The sequence below is a fragment of the Streptomyces sp. NPDC021622 genome, from assembly GCF_040640795.1.
In the GTDB taxonomy this organism is placed as follows: domain Bacteria; phylum Actinomycetota; class Actinomycetes; order Streptomycetales; family Streptomycetaceae; genus Streptomyces.
Genome location: NZ_JBFACK010000019.1, coordinates 67712 through 82387, shown reverse-complemented (window position 1 = coordinate 82387; position 14676 = coordinate 67712). Strand labels below are relative to the sequence as shown.

At 68.9% G+C, this 14676-nt stretch carries 21 protein-coding genes and 1 tRNA gene; 18 read left to right on the top strand and 4 right to left on the bottom strand.

All coding sequences use genetic code 11. The features are described from left to right. Window positions 1-197: 197 nt before the first annotated feature. Window positions 198-1064, top strand: a complete 867-nt coding sequence (locus tag AB0G47_RS32270; protein WP_360777242.1) for a bifunctional DNA primase/polymerase — start codon at window positions 198-200, stop codon at window positions 1062-1064. Between the two features lie 7 nt (window positions 1065-1071). On the opposite strand, the gene AB0G47_RS32265 is transcribed toward AB0G47_RS32270, so the two are convergent. Then, entirely contained in the window at window positions 1072-1788 is a 717-nt protein-coding gene (locus AB0G47_RS32265) for a sensor domain-containing protein (protein WP_360777241.1), read from the bottom strand. Window positions 1789-2037: 249 nt separating this feature from the next. Beyond that, a tRNA-Ser gene (locus AB0G47_RS32260) sits at window positions 2038-2113 on the bottom strand. A gap of 282 nt (window positions 2114-2395) precedes the next feature. Between AB0G47_RS32260 and AB0G47_RS32255 the strand changes: the two genes are divergently transcribed. Continuing rightward, window positions 2396-3277 (top strand): RelA/SpoT domain-containing protein, encoded by an 882-nt coding sequence (locus tag AB0G47_RS32255; protein WP_360777239.1) that lies wholly within the window; start codon window positions 2396-2398, stop codon window positions 3275-3277. Then, window positions 3270-3497, top strand: a complete 228-nt coding sequence (locus AB0G47_RS32250) for a hypothetical protein (RefSeq protein WP_360777237.1) — start codon at window positions 3270-3272, stop codon at window positions 3495-3497. The genes AB0G47_RS32255 and AB0G47_RS32250 overlap by 8 nt, the downstream gene beginning before the upstream one ends. A gap of 64 nt (window positions 3498-3561) precedes the next feature. Here AB0G47_RS32250 and AB0G47_RS32245 read toward each other — a convergent pair whose 3' ends face one another. Continuing rightward, a complete protein-coding gene (locus tag AB0G47_RS32245) occupies window positions 3562-4116 on the bottom strand; it encodes a GNAT family N-acetyltransferase (RefSeq protein WP_360777455.1) in 555 nt (184 codons plus the stop codon). Further along, window positions 4106-4876: a GntR family transcriptional regulator gene (locus tag AB0G47_RS32240; RefSeq protein ID WP_360777236.1), complete on the bottom strand. Its 771-nt coding sequence runs from the start codon at window positions 4874-4876 to the stop codon at window positions 4106-4108. The genes AB0G47_RS32245 and AB0G47_RS32240 overlap by 11 nt, the downstream gene beginning before the upstream one ends. A gap of 399 nt (window positions 4877-5275) precedes the next feature. Between AB0G47_RS32240 and AB0G47_RS32235 the strand changes: the two genes are divergently transcribed. The 15 genes from AB0G47_RS32235 to AB0G47_RS32165 all read left to right on the top strand — a co-directional run bounded on the left by AB0G47_RS32235 (window position 5276) and on the right by AB0G47_RS32165 (window position 14593). Next, a complete protein-coding gene (locus AB0G47_RS32235) occupies window positions 5276-5425 on the top strand; it encodes a hypothetical protein (protein WP_360777234.1) in 150 nt (49 codons plus the stop codon). Next, window positions 5422-5592 carry a pRL2-8 gene (locus AB0G47_RS32230; RefSeq protein WP_360777232.1) on the top strand — a complete coding sequence of 57 codons (171 nt, stop codon included), beginning with the start codon at window positions 5422-5424 and terminating at the stop codon, window positions 5590-5592. The genes AB0G47_RS32235 and AB0G47_RS32230 overlap by 4 nt, the downstream gene beginning before the upstream one ends. A 127-nt stretch (window positions 5593-5719) precedes the next feature. Beyond that, on the top strand, window positions 5720-5986 hold the full coding sequence (locus AB0G47_RS32225; RefSeq protein WP_360777230.1) for a DUF6284 family protein: 267 nt from the start codon (window positions 5720-5722) through the stop codon (window positions 5984-5986). Next, window positions 5983-6432: a Pycsar system effector family protein gene (locus tag AB0G47_RS32220; RefSeq protein ID WP_360777228.1), complete on the top strand. Its 450-nt coding sequence runs from the start codon at window positions 5983-5985 to the stop codon at window positions 6430-6432. Before AB0G47_RS32225 ends, AB0G47_RS32220 begins: the two co-directional genes overlap by 4 nt. Beyond that, window positions 6429-6629 (top strand): hypothetical protein, encoded by a 201-nt coding sequence (locus AB0G47_RS32215; protein ID WP_360777226.1) that lies wholly within the window; start codon window positions 6429-6431, stop codon window positions 6627-6629. Before AB0G47_RS32220 ends, AB0G47_RS32215 begins: the two co-directional genes overlap by 4 nt. Beyond that, window positions 6626-7519, top strand: a complete 894-nt coding sequence (locus AB0G47_RS32210) for a DUF2637 domain-containing protein (RefSeq protein WP_360777224.1) — start codon at window positions 6626-6628, stop codon at window positions 7517-7519. The genes AB0G47_RS32215 and AB0G47_RS32210 overlap by 4 nt, the downstream gene beginning before the upstream one ends. Further along, on the top strand, window positions 7519-7923 hold the full coding sequence (locus tag AB0G47_RS32205) for an RRQRL motif-containing zinc-binding protein (RefSeq protein WP_360777222.1): 405 nt from the start codon (window positions 7519-7521) through the stop codon (window positions 7921-7923). The genes AB0G47_RS32210 and AB0G47_RS32205 overlap by 1 nt, the downstream gene beginning before the upstream one ends. A 2-nt stretch (window positions 7924-7925) precedes the next feature. Then, window positions 7926-8246, top strand: a complete 321-nt coding sequence (locus tag AB0G47_RS32200) for a hypothetical protein (RefSeq protein ID WP_360777220.1) — start codon at window positions 7926-7928, stop codon at window positions 8244-8246. A 67-nt stretch (window positions 8247-8313) separates the two neighbouring features. Beyond that, the gene (locus AB0G47_RS32195) at window positions 8314-10437 is read left to right on the top strand and encodes an FtsK/SpoIIIE domain-containing protein (RefSeq protein ID WP_360777218.1); all 2124 of its coding nucleotides are present in this window, start codon (window positions 8314-8316) and stop codon (window positions 10435-10437) included. Between the two features lie 204 nt (window positions 10438-10641). Next, window positions 10642-11118 (top strand): hypothetical protein, encoded by a 477-nt coding sequence (locus AB0G47_RS32190; protein WP_360777216.1) that lies wholly within the window; start codon window positions 10642-10644, stop codon window positions 11116-11118. 26 nt (window positions 11119-11144) lie between these two features. Continuing rightward, on the top strand, window positions 11145-11390 hold the full coding sequence (locus AB0G47_RS32185; RefSeq protein WP_360777214.1) for a hypothetical protein: 246 nt from the start codon (window positions 11145-11147) through the stop codon (window positions 11388-11390). Between the two features lie 89 nt (window positions 11391-11479). Continuing rightward, window positions 11480-12208 carry a DNA methylase gene (locus AB0G47_RS32180; protein ID WP_360777212.1) on the top strand — a complete coding sequence of 243 codons (729 nt, stop codon included), beginning with the start codon at window positions 11480-11482 and terminating at the stop codon, window positions 12206-12208. Beyond that, complete coding sequence (locus tag AB0G47_RS32175; RefSeq protein WP_360777210.1) at window positions 12205-13098, top strand: bifunctional DNA primase/polymerase; 894 nt, start codon at window positions 12205-12207, stop codon at window positions 13096-13098. Before AB0G47_RS32180 ends, AB0G47_RS32175 begins: the two co-directional genes overlap by 4 nt. Next, window positions 13095-13448, top strand: coding sequence for a hypothetical protein (locus AB0G47_RS32170; protein ID WP_360777208.1), 354 nt, complete (start codon window positions 13095-13097; stop codon window positions 13446-13448). Before AB0G47_RS32175 ends, AB0G47_RS32170 begins: the two co-directional genes overlap by 4 nt. Further along, window positions 13445-14593: a DUF3631 domain-containing protein gene (locus tag AB0G47_RS32165; RefSeq protein ID WP_360777206.1), complete on the top strand. Its 1149-nt coding sequence runs from the start codon at window positions 13445-13447 to the stop codon at window positions 14591-14593. Before AB0G47_RS32170 ends, AB0G47_RS32165 begins: the two co-directional genes overlap by 4 nt. Window positions 14594-14676: the final 83 nt, after the last annotated feature.

Genomic DNA, 14676 nt, shown 5'->3' with positions numbered 1-14676 from the left:
CGTGAGTACAAGTCGATAAACACGCTTCGCGCCGCCAAAGCCCCAGCTCAGCCCCGTGCAACCCGCCCAAACCCAGGCGCCGCAAGCGCTGAAGCGTTCCGGCGTCCCACGAAGAAGAGGGCTCCCATCCGCGCTTCCGGCGCGTGTCGGGGCCTCCCCCTCTTCCCTTCTTCGAACACTCGTACGAAAATGGTGGCATGGCCACCATCGACCGCCATGCCACAGCGCTCGCACTCGCCCACGCCCTGTCCGCCGCCGAGCGCGGCCTCGCCGTCATCCCGCTCTCCCGCACCAAGCTGCCCGCCCTGCGCTCCCCCCACCACGAGCAGCCCGAACCGACGCCCTGCCACGGCGAATGCGGCCGCCTCGGACACGGCGTGTACGACGCGTCGACCGACCCGCGCCGTATCCGCGAGCTCTTCGCCGCCGCCCCTTGGGCCAGCGGATACGGCATCGCCTGCGGGCTGCCCCCACACCATCTGATCGGCATCGACCTGGACACCAAGTCCGGTACGGACGCCTCGGCCGCCCTGCGGGAACTGGCGCTGCGCCACCTGTTCACCATCCCGGCCACGGTCGTCGTGGTGACCCCGAGCGGCGGCCGCCACATCTGGCTTTCGGGCCCGCCCGACGCCGTCATCCCCAACTCCGCGGGCCGCCTCGCCCCCGGCATCGACATCCGGGGCGCCGGCGGCTATCTCGTCGGCCCCGGCTCGCGCACCGAACACGGCGTCTACAGCACCGTGCCGGGCACCGCTCAACTCCCGCCCGGCGCATGCCCGCCCGCGCTCCTGCGGCTGCTCATGCCGCCGCCCCGCGCGCACCACACGGGACCTGCGAAGCCGCAGGTCCAGCACGGCCAGGGGCTCGTCCAGTTCGTGCTCGCCGCGCACGAGGGCCAGCGCAACACCCGTCTCTTCTGGGCCGCTTGCCGCGCGTACGAGAACGGCATCGGCGAGGCCCTGTCGGGCGAACTCACCGATGCCGCACTCCGGGTCGGCCTGACGGAACGCGAGGCCCGCTCGACGATCGCGTCGGCGGCCCGCCTCACCGGTCACGCGTAGGGGGCCACTACCCGAGCAGCGAACGCACCGCCGCGCGGTCGATGTTCGTCAGGGCGCGGACCAGCTTCGGGGTGAGGAAGACGATGGCGAGGCCGAGCAAGGAGGCACCGGCGATCTGCAACGGCGACTCCAGGTAGTACGCGTGGTGCTCGCCGCCCGATGTGTAGTCGAACAGCCGGTAGCCCGGCCAGTCGAGGTAGTGCGGGAACACCCAGGAGTACGCCGGCAGGAGCGCGACCACCCAGCCGGTGACCAGGAAGGTCACGGTGAGCACGAAAGACGTCACGCGCGCGGGGAACATCACGACCTGGAAGAGCAGCGCCCGCCAGCCCGCGGCGTCCGCGAGCCGGGCGCGCATCCCGGCCCACACTCCCTCTCCCGGCGAGGTCCGCACCGGGGCGGGCCCGGCGACGTCGACCCCGAGGCCGGCCCGCGCCCGCCCCCGCTCGGCGGCACCGAGCCCCCGCGCGCCCGCCAACGCGGCGGCAAGCACCGGCAGTCCGAGCACGGTGACGAACAGCCCCATGCCGAGCGAGAACATCGTCACGGCGAAGGTGAAACCGACGACGGCGATGGGCAGCGAGGCGACGGTGTAGCCGATCTCCCGGTAGGTCGTGGCGGCGAACGGCGCCCGCCAGAAGCCGGGGGACCGCGCAGGACCCGCGGCGGACGGAGCGGACGGAGCAGAGGGATCGGCTGCGTACGGCAGGGTGCTTGTGCTCATGGCGGGGCCTCAGATCTTCGCGGTGAGGACGGTGGGGACGTGCCGTGCTGATGTCCTCCACGTTCGCGAATCCGCGCGCCCGCCGACATACGGCGACCCGGCCTCTTGGGGGTGTCGCCAGCCCCACCCCCGGCGCGAGGACGGCACGGGGAACCGGCGCAATGAACCGGCGCGAGACGGCACGAGGAAGGGGCGCCCGGAAACTTCCGGACGCCCCTTCTCACCAGGCCCAACAGGCCCCTTAAGCGGTGGGTGTGGGATTTGAACCCACGGTGACTCGCGCCACGACGGTTTTCAAGACCGCCGCGCCATCGCCCCCTACACCTGCATTGAGCTGCTAAAACGCCGTCACGTCCCACCCGCAGGCGCCTTCTGGCCCACACATGGCCCACCAGGTCCTGAAATGGGCTCCCGCTCCCCTCCTCGCTTGGTCCGCTCAGAGCTGGGCGAGGATCCAGCGCACGGCAAGCGCCATCACTCCCGGACCTTAGGGCGAATGCCTGTACCGAACGGTGCACGATGTGCGCTGTGGTCAGCGTAGGGTCCTGCCCTCCGTGAGGTGCTAAATCGAGCTGGCTAGGCTGCGGAAGGTGCTACAAGAGGGGGTATGGTCCTGCCCTTCTCGAAGTCGCAGATTGAGCGCTTGGGTCGGCGTCTGGTCGACCAGTCGCCTCCTGCTCAGGCTGATCTTGATGACCTCGCTGCACTGCTTGGCGCTTATGACGAGGTACTTGATGCTGCCAGTAGTGAGGTTCGCGACCTTGGCTATGCGCCAACGGGGCGCTTGAAAAACACCGGAACGATCTTGGAAAAACTGCGGCGGCACGGTGGAACCTGGTTGAAGAGCATTCAGGATCTAGCTGGCCTGCGTGTGGTCATCGAAGGTGGGTTGCGCGCGCAAGATCAGGTAGCCGAGGAAGTCATGCAGCGCTTCTCAGGGTGTGCGAAGACTCCCAAGCTGATTGATCGCAGGGAAGACCCTCGGCAGGGCTACCGTGCAGTACACGTGATCGTCTTCCCTGACGGCGTCCCAGTTGAGGTGCAAGTTCGCACTCGCTTTCAGCACAATTGGGCGGAAGTGTTTGAGAAGTTGGCTGACCTCGTCGGGCGCGAGATCCGGTACGGCGAAGAATGGTGGCTGCCGGGGGAGCGTGAGGTTCCTCAGCTCCTAGGGCTGAGCCCCGAGGCTGATCCTCCACTGAAAAGAACTATTGAAGCGATCAGCTTCACCAAGAAGAACGTAAATACTTTGATCAAACTCCTCCTGGAAATGAGCGCCAACGTCGCTGAGCTGGAGGACCTTCTTACCGACCCGCTTACGCCACCCAAGCGAGCGGAAGCCTTGAAGGCGACGATGGGAGAGCACCTCGATGAGGCACGGTCGGTGATCGAAGGTGTCGAGGTCAGCATCACTGGCTACAAGACGCTTGAGCGGGAAGCGAGGTCTCTCGCTGAGCGCTTCGGACGTGTACGCTCGGAGCATGACTAACGTGCTTGTGGTGTACGACCGCGCTGCGGGCCGCCTCCTGCGCGAGCAAGAGTTCACGCATCGCAAGGATGCCTTGGCAGCGCGATTCCGCGTCGAGCGCGAGCAGGGTGATCACGACAACATCGAAGTGGTCGTTCTCACGGCACGCAGTCGAGATGACCTGCTTAAGACTCACGCCCGCTACTTCCAGACGCTGGATGAGCTAGCCGGAGCACAGTGAAGGCTTACGAAGAACGGCCCTGGTCAACAGACCAGGGCCGTTTTTTATCGAGGGCTCGCGATTGTCAATGCCTACCTACGGCCAAAGGATGGTCCGGCAGCGAGATGGCGTCTGACGATCTCTGTGCAAGCCACCCGGACCGGCGGTGCGAAGGCGCCTCCGTCCGAACATGCTTGAAGCCCAGACGCTCGTAGTAGGCATGCAGTCCCGTGTTCGTACGCCAGGTGTCGATGCGGACCCAGTCGCGCCCCTCCAGGGCGGCGACGCGGGAAGCCCAGTCGACGATTCGAACGCCGAGCTGCCTCCCTGCCGCCGACCTCGCCACGATCAGTTTGTAGAGGTAGAACGCGGATTCCGGCCTGTCGTCGTCGTTCCAGAAGTCGCGATCAATGGGCCCCCGGCTGACGGTGGCCAGCGCTGCCCCGCTGTCGTCTACGACAATCCAAGCCCGTCCGTCATCGATCGTGGCGTGCCATTTGCTGATCGCTCTCTCACCAGCCTCGCGGTCATTCCACTGATCCGTGCCTCTTGCGTGCAGCCACTGCTCAGCTTCCGTCCTCAACGCCATGAGCGCGGGTACGTCCTCAGCTGCGGCAGGGCGAAGGTACTCAGTCGGCATCGACTTCATAGAGGATCTTGTGCCTGTCTCCTGGGAGGATCGTGACCATGCAGCGGAGAGGCTTTCCGTCTCCGTCGTAACCAGTCCGGGTGTGCTCGGCGACCGGGGTTGCTGATGGCAGTGCCAGCAGCTCAGCCTCCTTGAGGGTCGGCATCCGTACGGCGATCTCATCGCGGTACTTCGCTTGAACGAGACCGACGGATGCGAGGACTCCTCCAGGTGCGGACACGTCACGGGGTTCCATCAGCGGGGTACCGGAAACGAGTTCCTGCGGAAAGTACGAGTCCGCGAGGGCGTACGGCCGGTTGTCGACGTATCGCACCCGCTTGCGCGCCACCGCAAGGCCGCCCTCAGGCAGAGCTAGCGCTGCATGGACATGCTTGGGAGGCTCGACGATGGAGACGCTGATCTCCTGCCGGGGGCTCTTGCCCTCATCGGCAACGGCGCTGGCCCATTGGTCGCCAGCCGTCTGCCCTTCCACGGCGGTGGCGTGACGTTTGCGGCTCTCTAGGGTCGTCCAGTTCCAAACGACCGGTGGGTAGTCCTCACGGACGTACTTCCCCTGCCCCTGCCCCGTCACGACCAGGCCCTCATCAACCAGGGCCCGGACGCCGGCACGAACGGTTTCGCGGCTGTAGCCGTACTGGCTCATCAGCTTGGCTTCACTGGGAAGCGCTTGACCGCCCTCTAGCTGACCCGAATCGATCTGCTCTCGCAGGTCAGCCGCGATCTCTTGCGCCTTCGTAAGTCCGCGCCGCATGTGTCCCCTCCGTCTCACCGCTCCAACTACTCCATACAAGTTAGACCAGGGGGCTTGACTCTCCAAGTGCCAGTGGGCATTCTCATGTCACGGCACTCCTCCAGACAAGGCGTACGGGGTGTCACGTACAGCACCATGCCCGGCGGGTCCCGCTTCACGCGGGAGTGCTCGCTGGGGAGTGGTTGGTCTTTGACAACTGAATGGGGATCACGCCGCCTCTCCTCGGCCAAGTAGGCGGCTACGCGGAACCTCCGCGTGATGTACAGCGCAACCACATCCTTCGCAGCGCCCATGCGCTGCGGCCGGTTGCCTCCTTCGCCCGTCCGGCCGCTCACGTTGTCGTACGGGCGGGGCGGGGGGAGCCGGGAGAGACCCGAACTCCTTCCCGAGAGGACTGTCATGGCGAAGCACGTCACGTCCATCCGACGTTCGACCGCGCTTGACGGCACCTGGGTCGTCAAGTGCCGCTGCGGGTTCCACAAGTACGCGGGCCGGAACAGCCTCACCGCCGCCAACATCGCCCAGCAGCACAAGAAGGCCAACCGATGAAGCCGCCGCCTCCTGGCCAGTGCCGGCAGTGCTGGACGCACGCCCACGACAAGAGCATCCACCGCCGGCTGAAGCCCGGCGAGGACTGCGGGCCGTGCCTGGATCACCTGCACAACGGCTGCCCGCCCGAGGGCAAGGCGCCCAAGAAGCAGTCCATCTGGCGGTGACCGCGGTCGCCCCGGCGACCGTGCCGCGCGAAGAGACGCGGCTTTCCCCACTTAACGGCGCGCGGCTCCTGGGGTGCCTCCCAGGAGCCGCTGTTCGGGCCGTTCCACCTCTAAGGAGTCACGACCCATGAAGCACATCGTCACTGTTCAAGAGGCTGTTACCGCGTTCGAGCCGTTCATGGAGCCGACGGCCGCTGAGCTGGAGGCCATCGAGCTGGAGATGCCCGTCATCCTGGCGGACGTCGAGCTGCTGGACGCGCAGATCATCACCCTTGACCGCACGCCCAACGATCTGGACGCACGGCGCCTTCGCCGGGCCCGCCGCAAGGCCCTCGCCGCCCGCGTGACGCTCGCCAACACCGCCGCCACGGCTACCGCGGGGGTGGGCGCGTGAGTGCCACTGAGTCGAATCTGCGGGCCGCGCACGCCGAAGTGAAAGCGGAGATCGCCCGGACCGATACCAAGACCAGCCTGCTGCTCGCCTTCATCGGCGCGCTGCTCGCCGGTACTTGGACGGTCGCCAAGGACGCGCCTCTCTCGGTGCCCGCCTACATCGCGGGCGGTCTGGGCACGGGGCTGCTGCTCGCGGCGGCCGCGCTGCTGCTGAAGTCGGTGCGTCCCAACCTGGGTGGCCGGCACGGCTTCCCGCTGTGGGCCACGCTCACCGCTGAGGAGATCAGCGCCACCCTGGCCATGGACCTCAGCGCGGACATCGCGGGTCTGTCTCGCATCGCGGTGGTCAAGTTCACCGGCCTTCAGCGCGCGATCGACCTGACCCGCGCGGGCGGCGCCCTGCTCATCCTCGCCGCCCTCATCCAGGTCGGGGGTGCGCTGGTATGAGCGCGAAGCCTTCCCCCGGCGGCTGGGCTCTGGCCCTGATCATGCTGGGCTCGCTGGCCATGATGGGCGCGGCCGTCGGCCTGCTCGTGCTGCATGAGCCCGCCTGCCGGTTCACGGTGGTGGGCGGGGCTGCGGTGCAGTTCGCCGGTTGGCTGCTGCACGGCCGTCGGCTGCGTCGGATCGGCGGTGCGGCATGAACCGCAAGGGAAAGATCCTCCTGATTGCCGCGCTGGTCGCGGTGGTCGGCATGGCTTTCCGCGTCTCGTGGAACGCGCTGCGGGACATCGCCAACGCGGTGGGCGCCGATGCCACGGCGGCGACGCTCTACCCGTTCGTGGTCGACGGGTTGATGGCGCTCGCCCTGGTCGCCACCCTCGTGCTCGCCGGGCGGGATCGGACGTTCGCGCTGCGCGTGCTGGGCACCTACACCCTCGCCTCGCTGGTCCTGAACTACGTCCACGGGCTGGTGCCGGAACTGCACGGCCGGACGGTCGACTGGGGTCGGCTCGCGGACTGGGACCCGGCGAACTGGGCCCTGGTGCTGCTGGCTACCTCGTTGCCGGTCGGGTCGATCTACTTCGGATCGGATCTGGTCGCCAAGGTCCTGCACCACCGGCCCGCCCCGATCGATCCTCCGACCACAAATGCGGAGGAATCTACCGATACCATCAGTAATCAGTCTACGGCTGACCTGCCGGTATCGACCCCCGCGCCGATCACCGTGAACCGGGTGGCGCTGCCGACTCCGGTGCCGGTCGGCTTCCTGAAGTCGACTCTCCCGCTCAAGCCGCTTCCGGCGATCGAGCCGACCCCGGCCGCCCCGATCGAGCCGCGCGCGGTGGCGGCGGAATCGACCCGCCCGCGCGGGGCCACCGGCCGCGTCCCCGACGCTGCCCGATCACCTCGCCCCAAGCGCACCCCGGAGCAGCTGCTCGATGAGGCGCGCACGGTGACGACCGACTGGCCGGATGCGAGGCTGACCGCTGAGGGCATCCGCCTGGCGGTGCACACCTCGCCGAAGAACGCCCGCATGCTGCGCGACACGCTCAAGGCCGAACGCGCTCAGCACGCTGCGGCGGCGGCCTGATGGCCCGCTCGCTGGCCCGGTACTTCGATCCGGACGGCGAGAAGTACGGCATCCCCACCTACCCCCTGCACTGCGCCCCCGACGGCTTGGCGACCCGCACGCAGCTGCGGGCGCGGGGCCTGCGGCCCGGCGGGCAGGACGTGGCCGCTCAGGTGCTGTGGCGCTGGTCGCGCGGTCTGGGGGTGGCCTACCTCTACCGCGTCGACCGGGCCAAGCCCGTACGGCCGATGACCCCGGCCCGCTGGCGGGCGCACGAGGCGATGATGCGGCCCCGCCGGATCTGCCCCCGCTGCCACGTCGATGCCGGATACGTCATCCGCACCTCCCAAGGCGCCTGCGAACCGTGCATCCGCCGCGACGAACAACCCGCTGACCTCAACTACATGTCCCCGAGGAGGGGTTGACCATGGGCAAGCCCGATACCCGCCGTCTGGACCGTGAGATCCGGGTGACCACCCGCAAGCTGGAGGCCGCCCGGGATCGGCAGTTGTGGCCGCTGACCGGCCGTGAGCGCCGCGCCCTCCTTTCCGCCGCCGCGAGCGGCTCGATGAAGGTCGCGCGGCACAAGAGCGGCGACCGCGACGAGGAGCGGGCGGACACGGCCTGGGACGCGGCCGTCACCCGGCTGGAGGCGGAGATCACCGCCTTGCAGAGCGAGCGGCAGCGCGTGGTGAACGAGGCCGCCACCGCCAAGGCCGCCAAGAAGTCCTCCGGCTGCTGGTGGTGACCCGCCCGCGGGCGCCCCGCCCCCTCAACTTCCCGCCCCTGTAGGGGTAGTCAGGAGTTTGTCCGTCATGAGCGAGAACGTCGTTCACCTGCACAAGAACCCCGAACCGTCCACCCCCGACACCACCCCGGCCCTGACCGTCGTCCCGCCGATGCCCACGGTTCCGCCCGCGCCGGTGGTGCCGCTGTGGGTGCGCTCCGGACGCGCCATCAAGACCGCCGCGACGCACGAACGCACCAAGGGCGCGGGCCGGTTGGCGGTCCGCCACACCATGTACGTGGTGGGCGGCACCAGGATCGTGGGCCGTCGTACGTGGGATGGCCGTACCGGGGCCCGCTACGAGCGCCTGCTCCGTGCGGCCGAGGCGGCCGGCAACTACGAGGTGGCCGAAGAGTGGGAGGACCGCCTTCAGCGCTTCCGCGAGGCCCGTCACCGCCGCCGCATGGACCTGCTGCACTCCCCGGTCGACGCGGCCAAGGGCGTCGTGGTCGGCACCGGGATGGGCATCGGTTCGCTGGTCGCGCTCGGCATCGTGATGGCCATCAACAACGGGGAGGCCAAAGACGTCCTGACCCCGCTCGCGGCCACGATCGACTTCATCGCTCTGTTGATACGCATCGTGCAGGTCGTATGGGGCCCCGCGCTCACGATCGGCCCGTTCCTCGCGCTGCTCGCGCTGTGGAGCGTGGGACGGCACCAGCAGGCCGCCCCCAACTGGGCACTGCCTGAACGAGTGCGCAACGGCGAGGGCGAGCCCATCACCCCCTCCATCGTCGTCAAGGCCCTGGGCGACCTGGGGGTGCCCGCGCTGCGCAACGCCATCAAGGAGATGGGCGACGCCGGCGCCGCCATGCTCGGCCCGATCCGGATCGCCGGATGCGGCGTGGAAGTCGATGTCACCCTCCCCTCGGGGGTGTCGACGATCGAGGTGCAGAACAAGCGCCGCAAGCTCGCGGAGAACCTGACCCGGCACGAGCACGAGGTGTTCATCACCATCCCCGAAGCCGCCCGCACGGTGCGGCTGTGGATCGCCGACTCCGGCGCGCTGGATGAGCCGATCGGCCCCTCGCCGCTGGTCACCGACGACACGATGACCGCCGACTACGCCAAGGGCCGCGCCCCCTGGGGTCAGGACCTGCGCGGCGATGCGGCGGCGCTGAGCCTGTACCAGCGCCATCTGCTCATCACCGGCCTGTCCAACCAGGGCAAGACCGTCGCCCTGCGCTCGCTCGCCCTGTGGCTCGCGCTGGACAAGTCGGTGCAGTTCCTCATGGGCGACCTCAAGGGCGTGGGCGACTGGGCCATGTTCGACGGCCTCGCCACCACCCTGATCCAGGGCCCGACCGACGAGCACGTCATCCAGGTCACCGAGATGGTCGAGGGCGCGGTCGACGAGATGAACCGCCGCATCCAGGCCCCGCCCGGCACCGTGTTCCCGCCGCTGATCGTGCTGGTGGATGAGGCGCAGGTGGCGTTCATGTGCCCGGCCAAGGACGACGACAAGCGCCCCTACGGCGGCTCCAAGGCCAACTCCCGCTACTTCATGGCCGTCCGCAAAATCCACAACCAGGGCCGGGCCGTGAACGTGCTGATGTGGCAGGGCACCCAGGACCCCACCAACGAGAACCTGCCCAAGCTGGTCCGCGAGGGCGCCCACACCCGCGCCTCCCTCGCGCTGGGCACCGAGTCGCAGGCCCGCATGGCGCTCGGGGACAAGGCGGTGGACGGCGGGGCCGCGCCGAATCTGCTGCGTCCGGGCCTGGACCGGGGAACGCTGGTCGTTGCGTCCGACGGCATCGCCATCCCCGCCGGACAGTCGTCCATCACGGTGCGCACGCACTACATCGACGACGACGCGGCCGAAGCCATCACCGAGCGCGCCAAGGCCCTGCGCGACGGCGTCACCACCCTGCACGTCATCGAGCGCGGCAAGCAGCGCGACCAGCTCGCCGACATCTTCTCCGTGCTCGGGGATGCCTCGCGCGTGCGCACCCAGGACGTCCTCAAGCGGCTCGCCGCGCTCAACGAGGACGCGTACGGCACGTGGTCGTTCCTCAACCTCAAGCGCGCCCTCGACGGCACCGGCGCCGAGCCCTACAAGTCCGACGGCGTCATGGTCGTAGGCCGCGAGCGCCTCGCCCGCGCCCTCAAGAACCGCGACGGCGACGGTTCCGCTTCCGCCACGAAGTAGAGGGAGACGCACCCCCTGCGGGTCAGGGAGGCAGGGAGAACTCCCTGAACCCCTCCCTGGCCCGCATCCCTGGCCCTGACCTGCACAAATTACCCATCAGGGAGGCAGGGAGGCACCGCAGGTCAGCCCCCGGAAACCCCCTCCACACCGCCACCGGCAGGGGGTGCCTTCGCCTCCCTGCCCGTTCTCCCGAAGGGATTCCGCATGCACTCCGATACCACCCCGGAAGCGACGTCCACAGGTACTGGACTGAGTGACGTTCAGGCCCAGATCGAGGCTCGCCGGATCATCGCCGACGCCTACCGGCCCACCGCCTACCGCGACGACACCCCCGTGCCCGCCCACGGCGACACGCCAGCCGTCGCCCAGCCCGGACGGCCCCCGATGAGCCAGGGCGCCACCGACGCCAGCGTGCTCATGCTCGCCGGCGGCACCACCACCGCCATGGTCGGCGGCACGGCCGCCGTGCTCATGTACGTGTCCCAGTTCGCCGACCCGATCGTGTGCGGCCTCGTCTTCGGCGCCCCGACCGCGCTCGTGCTCGCCCTCGCCCGGCTCGCCAAGCGCGCCAAGCCCGCCCCGGACATCCACCACCACTACCAGGGCCCCGTCCACCAGGACCGGCGAACCGTCCACAGCCGCACGAGCGGCGTGTGGGCCAAGACCAACAACCAGCCCTGAACTGCCCTGAAAGGAGACCCACCCCCATGCTCCGACTCCGCCTCACGGTCGTCGGCTGCCCCCGCCGGGCGCTGGCCTTGACCGACACGCCCCGCCCGAATTGCTCGCGCTGCTCGGGCCTGGGTGCCATCGAGCACTTCTACGGCGACAGCGAGTACGTCGATTCCGACTGGGAGCCGTGCTCGTGCTGGAACGAGCTCTGGTGCTTGCTCATCCTGCCGCTCCCGCGCCCGAAGCCGCCCGCCGGCTTCAGCGACGAACCGCCCTTCTAGCTACGCCAAGGGCGGCCCCCGCATCTCGCCAAAGAACCGGGGCCGCCCTTGCCAGCCAGAACCAACCAAGGAACTGGAGATACCCCAGCATGACGCAACCCACTGACATCCGGCGAGACGGCCATCGGCCGTTACTGCTGGACCTGTTCTCCTGCGCCGGCGGCGCCGCCACGGGCTACGCCCACGCTGGCTTCGCCGTGCACGGCTGCGACATCGCCGACCGACCCAACTACCCCTTCCCGCAGCACAAGGGCGACGCCCTCGAACACCTCGCCCACCTCATCACCACGGGCGAGATCAAGCAGTACGCGTTCGTCCATGCTTCCTGCCCGTGCCAGGCAGGGTGCGCGCTGACCGTGGGAACCAACCGGTCGCAGGGATGGGGCGGCTCGCACGTCGACCTGGTGGCGCCCACGCGTGAGCTGCTCGACAAGACAGGTCTGCCCTACGTCATCGAGCAGCCCAACGGCCGCGCCGCCATCCGCAAAGACCTCACCCTGTGCGGCGAGATGTTCGGACTGGGCGTCATCCGCCACCGCAACTTCGAGTTGGGCGGCTGGAGCATCGAGCAGCCGGCGCACGTCCCTCACCGGGGTCGGGTGCGCGGCTACCGCCACGGCCGGTACTTCGACGGCCCGTACGTGGCCGCCTACGGCAACGGCGGGGGTAAACCGTCCGTCTCGGAGCTTCAGGTCGCCATGGGCATCGACTGGACCGACGTCCGCGAGGAACTGACCGAAGCCATCCCGCCCGCCTATAGCGAGCACATCGGCCGCGCCTTCCTCACCTCCCACGCATCGTTGGGGGTGGCGGCATGAGTGAGCGCCTGCTGAACGCTGCTCTGGCGGCTGCTGAGCGTGGCTGGCACGTCTTCCCGCTCCGCCCCGGCACCAAGCGGCCTGCCCTGCACGGCGAAACCGCCTGCCCCCGCACCGGCGTCTGCGCGAACGGACACCGCAAGTGGGAGCAGCGCGCCACCACCGACCCGGAGCGTATCCGCGCCACCTGGTCGCACGGTGCGTTCAACGTCGGTATCGCCACCGGCCCGTCTGGGCTGCTGGTCGTCGATCTCGACATGCCCAAGGACAACGGCAGTTCGGACACGCCTTGCGGCGTGACGACCTTCAAGGCGCTCTGCGAGCGCACCGGCCACACCGTCCCCGACACCTGCCGGACGCGGACCGCAAGCGGCGGACAGCACCTGTACTTCGCTGCTCCGTCCGGCGTGCGGCTGACCAATACCGCAGGCACCATCGCGCCGTTGGTCGACACCCGCGCATGGGGCGGCTACGTCGTCGGGGCGGGCAGCATCACCCCCGCCGGACGGTACGAAGCCGCAGGAGGCCCTGTGGCGGCCTCACTGCCCGGATGGCTGCTGAGCATCCTCAAGCCCGCCCCCAAGCCGTCACGGGCTCCCTCAGTGGCCGTAACGGCAGAATCCCGTCGATACGCTGACATCGCGCTCGCCAATGAGACCCGCAACGTCTCCGGGGCTCAACTCGGGGAGCGCGAGGCAAGGTTGTTCGCGGCGGCGCGAGCCCTGGGGCGGTTCGTCGCGTGGGGCGACCTGCCCCAGTACGTGGTTGAGGAGGCTCTTCAGGAGGCGGGGGAGGCGGCCGGCCTGTCCGCATCCGAGTGCCGATCGACTCTGCGCAGCGCACTGAACTGGTCCATCGCACACAACCAGCGTCGCCGGGACGCGGCATGAGCGCCCCGACCCGCCCCCCTCTGAAGAGCATCACCCCTGCCCCGACGGGCCCCCGCCGCGCCGAACAAGCCGCGCCCCGGACGGCCGTGGGCGAGCCGAAGGGCGTCGCCGAAGGCGTCCTTTCAGCTCTTCTCCCTGACCCGCCACGCGGCGACGGACGGTTCCCCGTGGCGTGGCTGCACATCGTCGCTCCGAAGGGCGCCGTCCCCACCGCGACGTCACGGTGCCTGTGCGGCCGTGACCGCAGCGCCGTCGGCCACCGCAAGGTGCTCGCCCTCATCGACGACCACGCCGCACACCGCGAGGCATGTCCCCTGCGCACTCCCCAGGAAGGAAGGGCCGCCGCATGACCGACCACACCGACGGCGCCGCACTGCTGGACGAGGTGGAAGCCTTCCACCGCCGCTTCAACGTCTTCCCCTCCGAAGCCGGATACGTCGCGGTCACGCTGTGGGACGCGCACGCGCATCTGCTCGATGCCTTCGACTCCACCCCGCGGCTCGCCTTCCTGAGCCCTGAACCGGGATCAGGGAAGTCGCGCGCTCTGGAAGTGGTTGAGACGCTCGTGCCGCGCGCCATGGCGGCCGTGGACGCATCCGCCGCAGCCCTGTTCCGGTCCGTCTCGGGCATCGACGGCGGACGCCCCACGATCCTGTTCGACGAGATCGACACCATCTTTGGCCCCAAGGCCGGAGAGAACGAGCAGCTCCGAGGGTTCATCAACGCAGGCCACACCCGGGGGCGCGACACCTACCGGTGTGTCGGAGACGGCGCCAACCAGCAAGTACAGGCCTTCCCCTCGTACTGCGCCGTGGCTGTCGCAGGGCTCGGCAGGCTACCCGACACGATCATGACTCGCTCGGTCATCGTCCGCATGCGCCGCCGGGCCAGGAACGAGAAGGTCGAAGCCTTCCGCACCCGCATCCACGTGCGCGAAGGCAACAAGATCCGTGACCGCCTCGCCAAGTGGACGGAAGGCATCCAGGAGCAAGTCACCGACGTCTTCCCCGAGATGCCCGAAGGCGTGGCAGACCGGCCCGCCGACGTGTGGGAACCGCTGCTCGCCATCGCAGACGCGGCCGGTGGCCACTGGCCCGACCGCGCCCGCGAAGCCTGCATCGCCTTCGTCAAAGCCTCCCGGATCAACGACAAAGGCAGCATCGGCATCCGCCTGCTCACGGACCTGCGCGACCACGTCCTGAGCGGCATCGACCGACTTCCCACCGTCGCCATCCTCGACCGGCTCAACGCCCTGGACGACGCCCCATGGGCCGACATCGGCGGCAAGCCCCTCGACAACCGGCGCCTGTCTCGGATGCTCAGCGAGTACGTCACCGCCGACGGCGACCCCGTCACCTCCCGCAACATCAAGACCGGAGGCGGGGTCCTCAAGGGCTACTACGCCAGTGATCTCCACGACGCGTGGCAGCGGTACTGCCCCCCACCCCCTGAAAGTCCGCTACCTCCGCTACCCGGCACCGAAAACGCGGCCTGACCAGCAGCGATGCGGTAGCGGCAACCGACCACGGTTGCCGCTACCTATCCGCTACCGCTACCCCTTCCCGCTACCTCCAACAG

Excerpts from the sequence above, each read along its gene's own strand:
- AB0G47_RS32185 (WP_360777214.1), top strand. The coding sequence starts at position 11,145 with ATGCTCCGACTCCGCCTCACGGTCGTCGGCTGCCCCCGCCGGGCGCTG.
- AB0G47_RS32195 (WP_360777218.1), top strand. The coding sequence starts at position 8,314 with ATGAGCGAGAACGTCGTTCACCTGCACAAGAACCCCGAACCGTCCACC.
- AB0G47_RS32175 (WP_360777210.1), top strand. The coding sequence starts at position 12,205 with ATGAGTGAGCGCCTGCTGAACGCTGCTCTGGCGGCTGCTGAGCGTGGC.
- AB0G47_RS32270 (WP_360777242.1), top strand. The coding sequence starts at position 198 with ATGGCCACCATCGACCGCCATGCCACAGCGCTCGCACTCGCCCACGCC.
- AB0G47_RS32250 (WP_360777237.1), top strand. The coding sequence starts at position 3,270 with ATGACTAACGTGCTTGTGGTGTACGACCGCGCTGCGGGCCGCCTCCTG.
- AB0G47_RS32190 (WP_360777216.1), top strand. The coding sequence starts at position 10,642 with ATGCACTCCGATACCACCCCGGAAGCGACGTCCACAGGTACTGGACTG.
- AB0G47_RS32205 (WP_360777222.1), top strand. The coding sequence starts at position 7,519 with ATGGCCCGCTCGCTGGCCCGGTACTTCGATCCGGACGGCGAGAAGTAC.
- AB0G47_RS32200 (WP_360777220.1), top strand. The coding sequence starts at position 7,926 with ATGGGCAAGCCCGATACCCGCCGTCTGGACCGTGAGATCCGGGTGACC.
- AB0G47_RS32230 (WP_360777232.1), top strand. The coding sequence starts at position 5,422 with ATGAAGCCGCCGCCTCCTGGCCAGTGCCGGCAGTGCTGGACGCACGCC.
- AB0G47_RS32180 (WP_360777212.1), top strand. The coding sequence starts at position 11,480 with ATGACGCAACCCACTGACATCCGGCGAGACGGCCATCGGCCGTTACTG.
- AB0G47_RS32165 (WP_360777206.1), top strand. The coding sequence starts at position 13,445 with ATGACCGACCACACCGACGGCGCCGCACTGCTGGACGAGGTGGAAGCC.
- AB0G47_RS32265 (WP_360777241.1), bottom strand. The coding sequence starts at position 1,788 with ATGAGCACAAGCACCCTGCCGTACGCAGCCGATCCCTCTGCTCCGTCC.
- AB0G47_RS32240 (WP_360777236.1), bottom strand. The coding sequence starts at position 4,876 with ATGCGGCGCGGACTTACGAAGGCGCAAGAGATCGCGGCTGACCTGCGA.
- AB0G47_RS32255 (WP_360777239.1), top strand. The coding sequence starts at position 2,396 with ATGGTCCTGCCCTTCTCGAAGTCGCAGATTGAGCGCTTGGGTCGGCGT.
- AB0G47_RS32225 (WP_360777230.1), top strand. The coding sequence starts at position 5,720 with ATGAAGCACATCGTCACTGTTCAAGAGGCTGTTACCGCGTTCGAGCCG.
- AB0G47_RS32215 (WP_360777226.1), top strand. The coding sequence starts at position 6,429 with ATGAGCGCGAAGCCTTCCCCCGGCGGCTGGGCTCTGGCCCTGATCATG.
- AB0G47_RS32235 (WP_360777234.1), top strand. The coding sequence starts at position 5,276 with ATGGCGAAGCACGTCACGTCCATCCGACGTTCGACCGCGCTTGACGGC.
- AB0G47_RS32210 (WP_360777224.1), top strand. The coding sequence starts at position 6,626 with ATGAACCGCAAGGGAAAGATCCTCCTGATTGCCGCGCTGGTCGCGGTG.
- AB0G47_RS32245 (WP_360777455.1), bottom strand. The coding sequence starts at position 4,116 with ATGCCGACTGAGTACCTTCGCCCTGCCGCAGCTGAGGACGTACCCGCG.
- AB0G47_RS32170 (WP_360777208.1), top strand. The coding sequence starts at position 13,095 with ATGAGCGCCCCGACCCGCCCCCCTCTGAAGAGCATCACCCCTGCCCCG.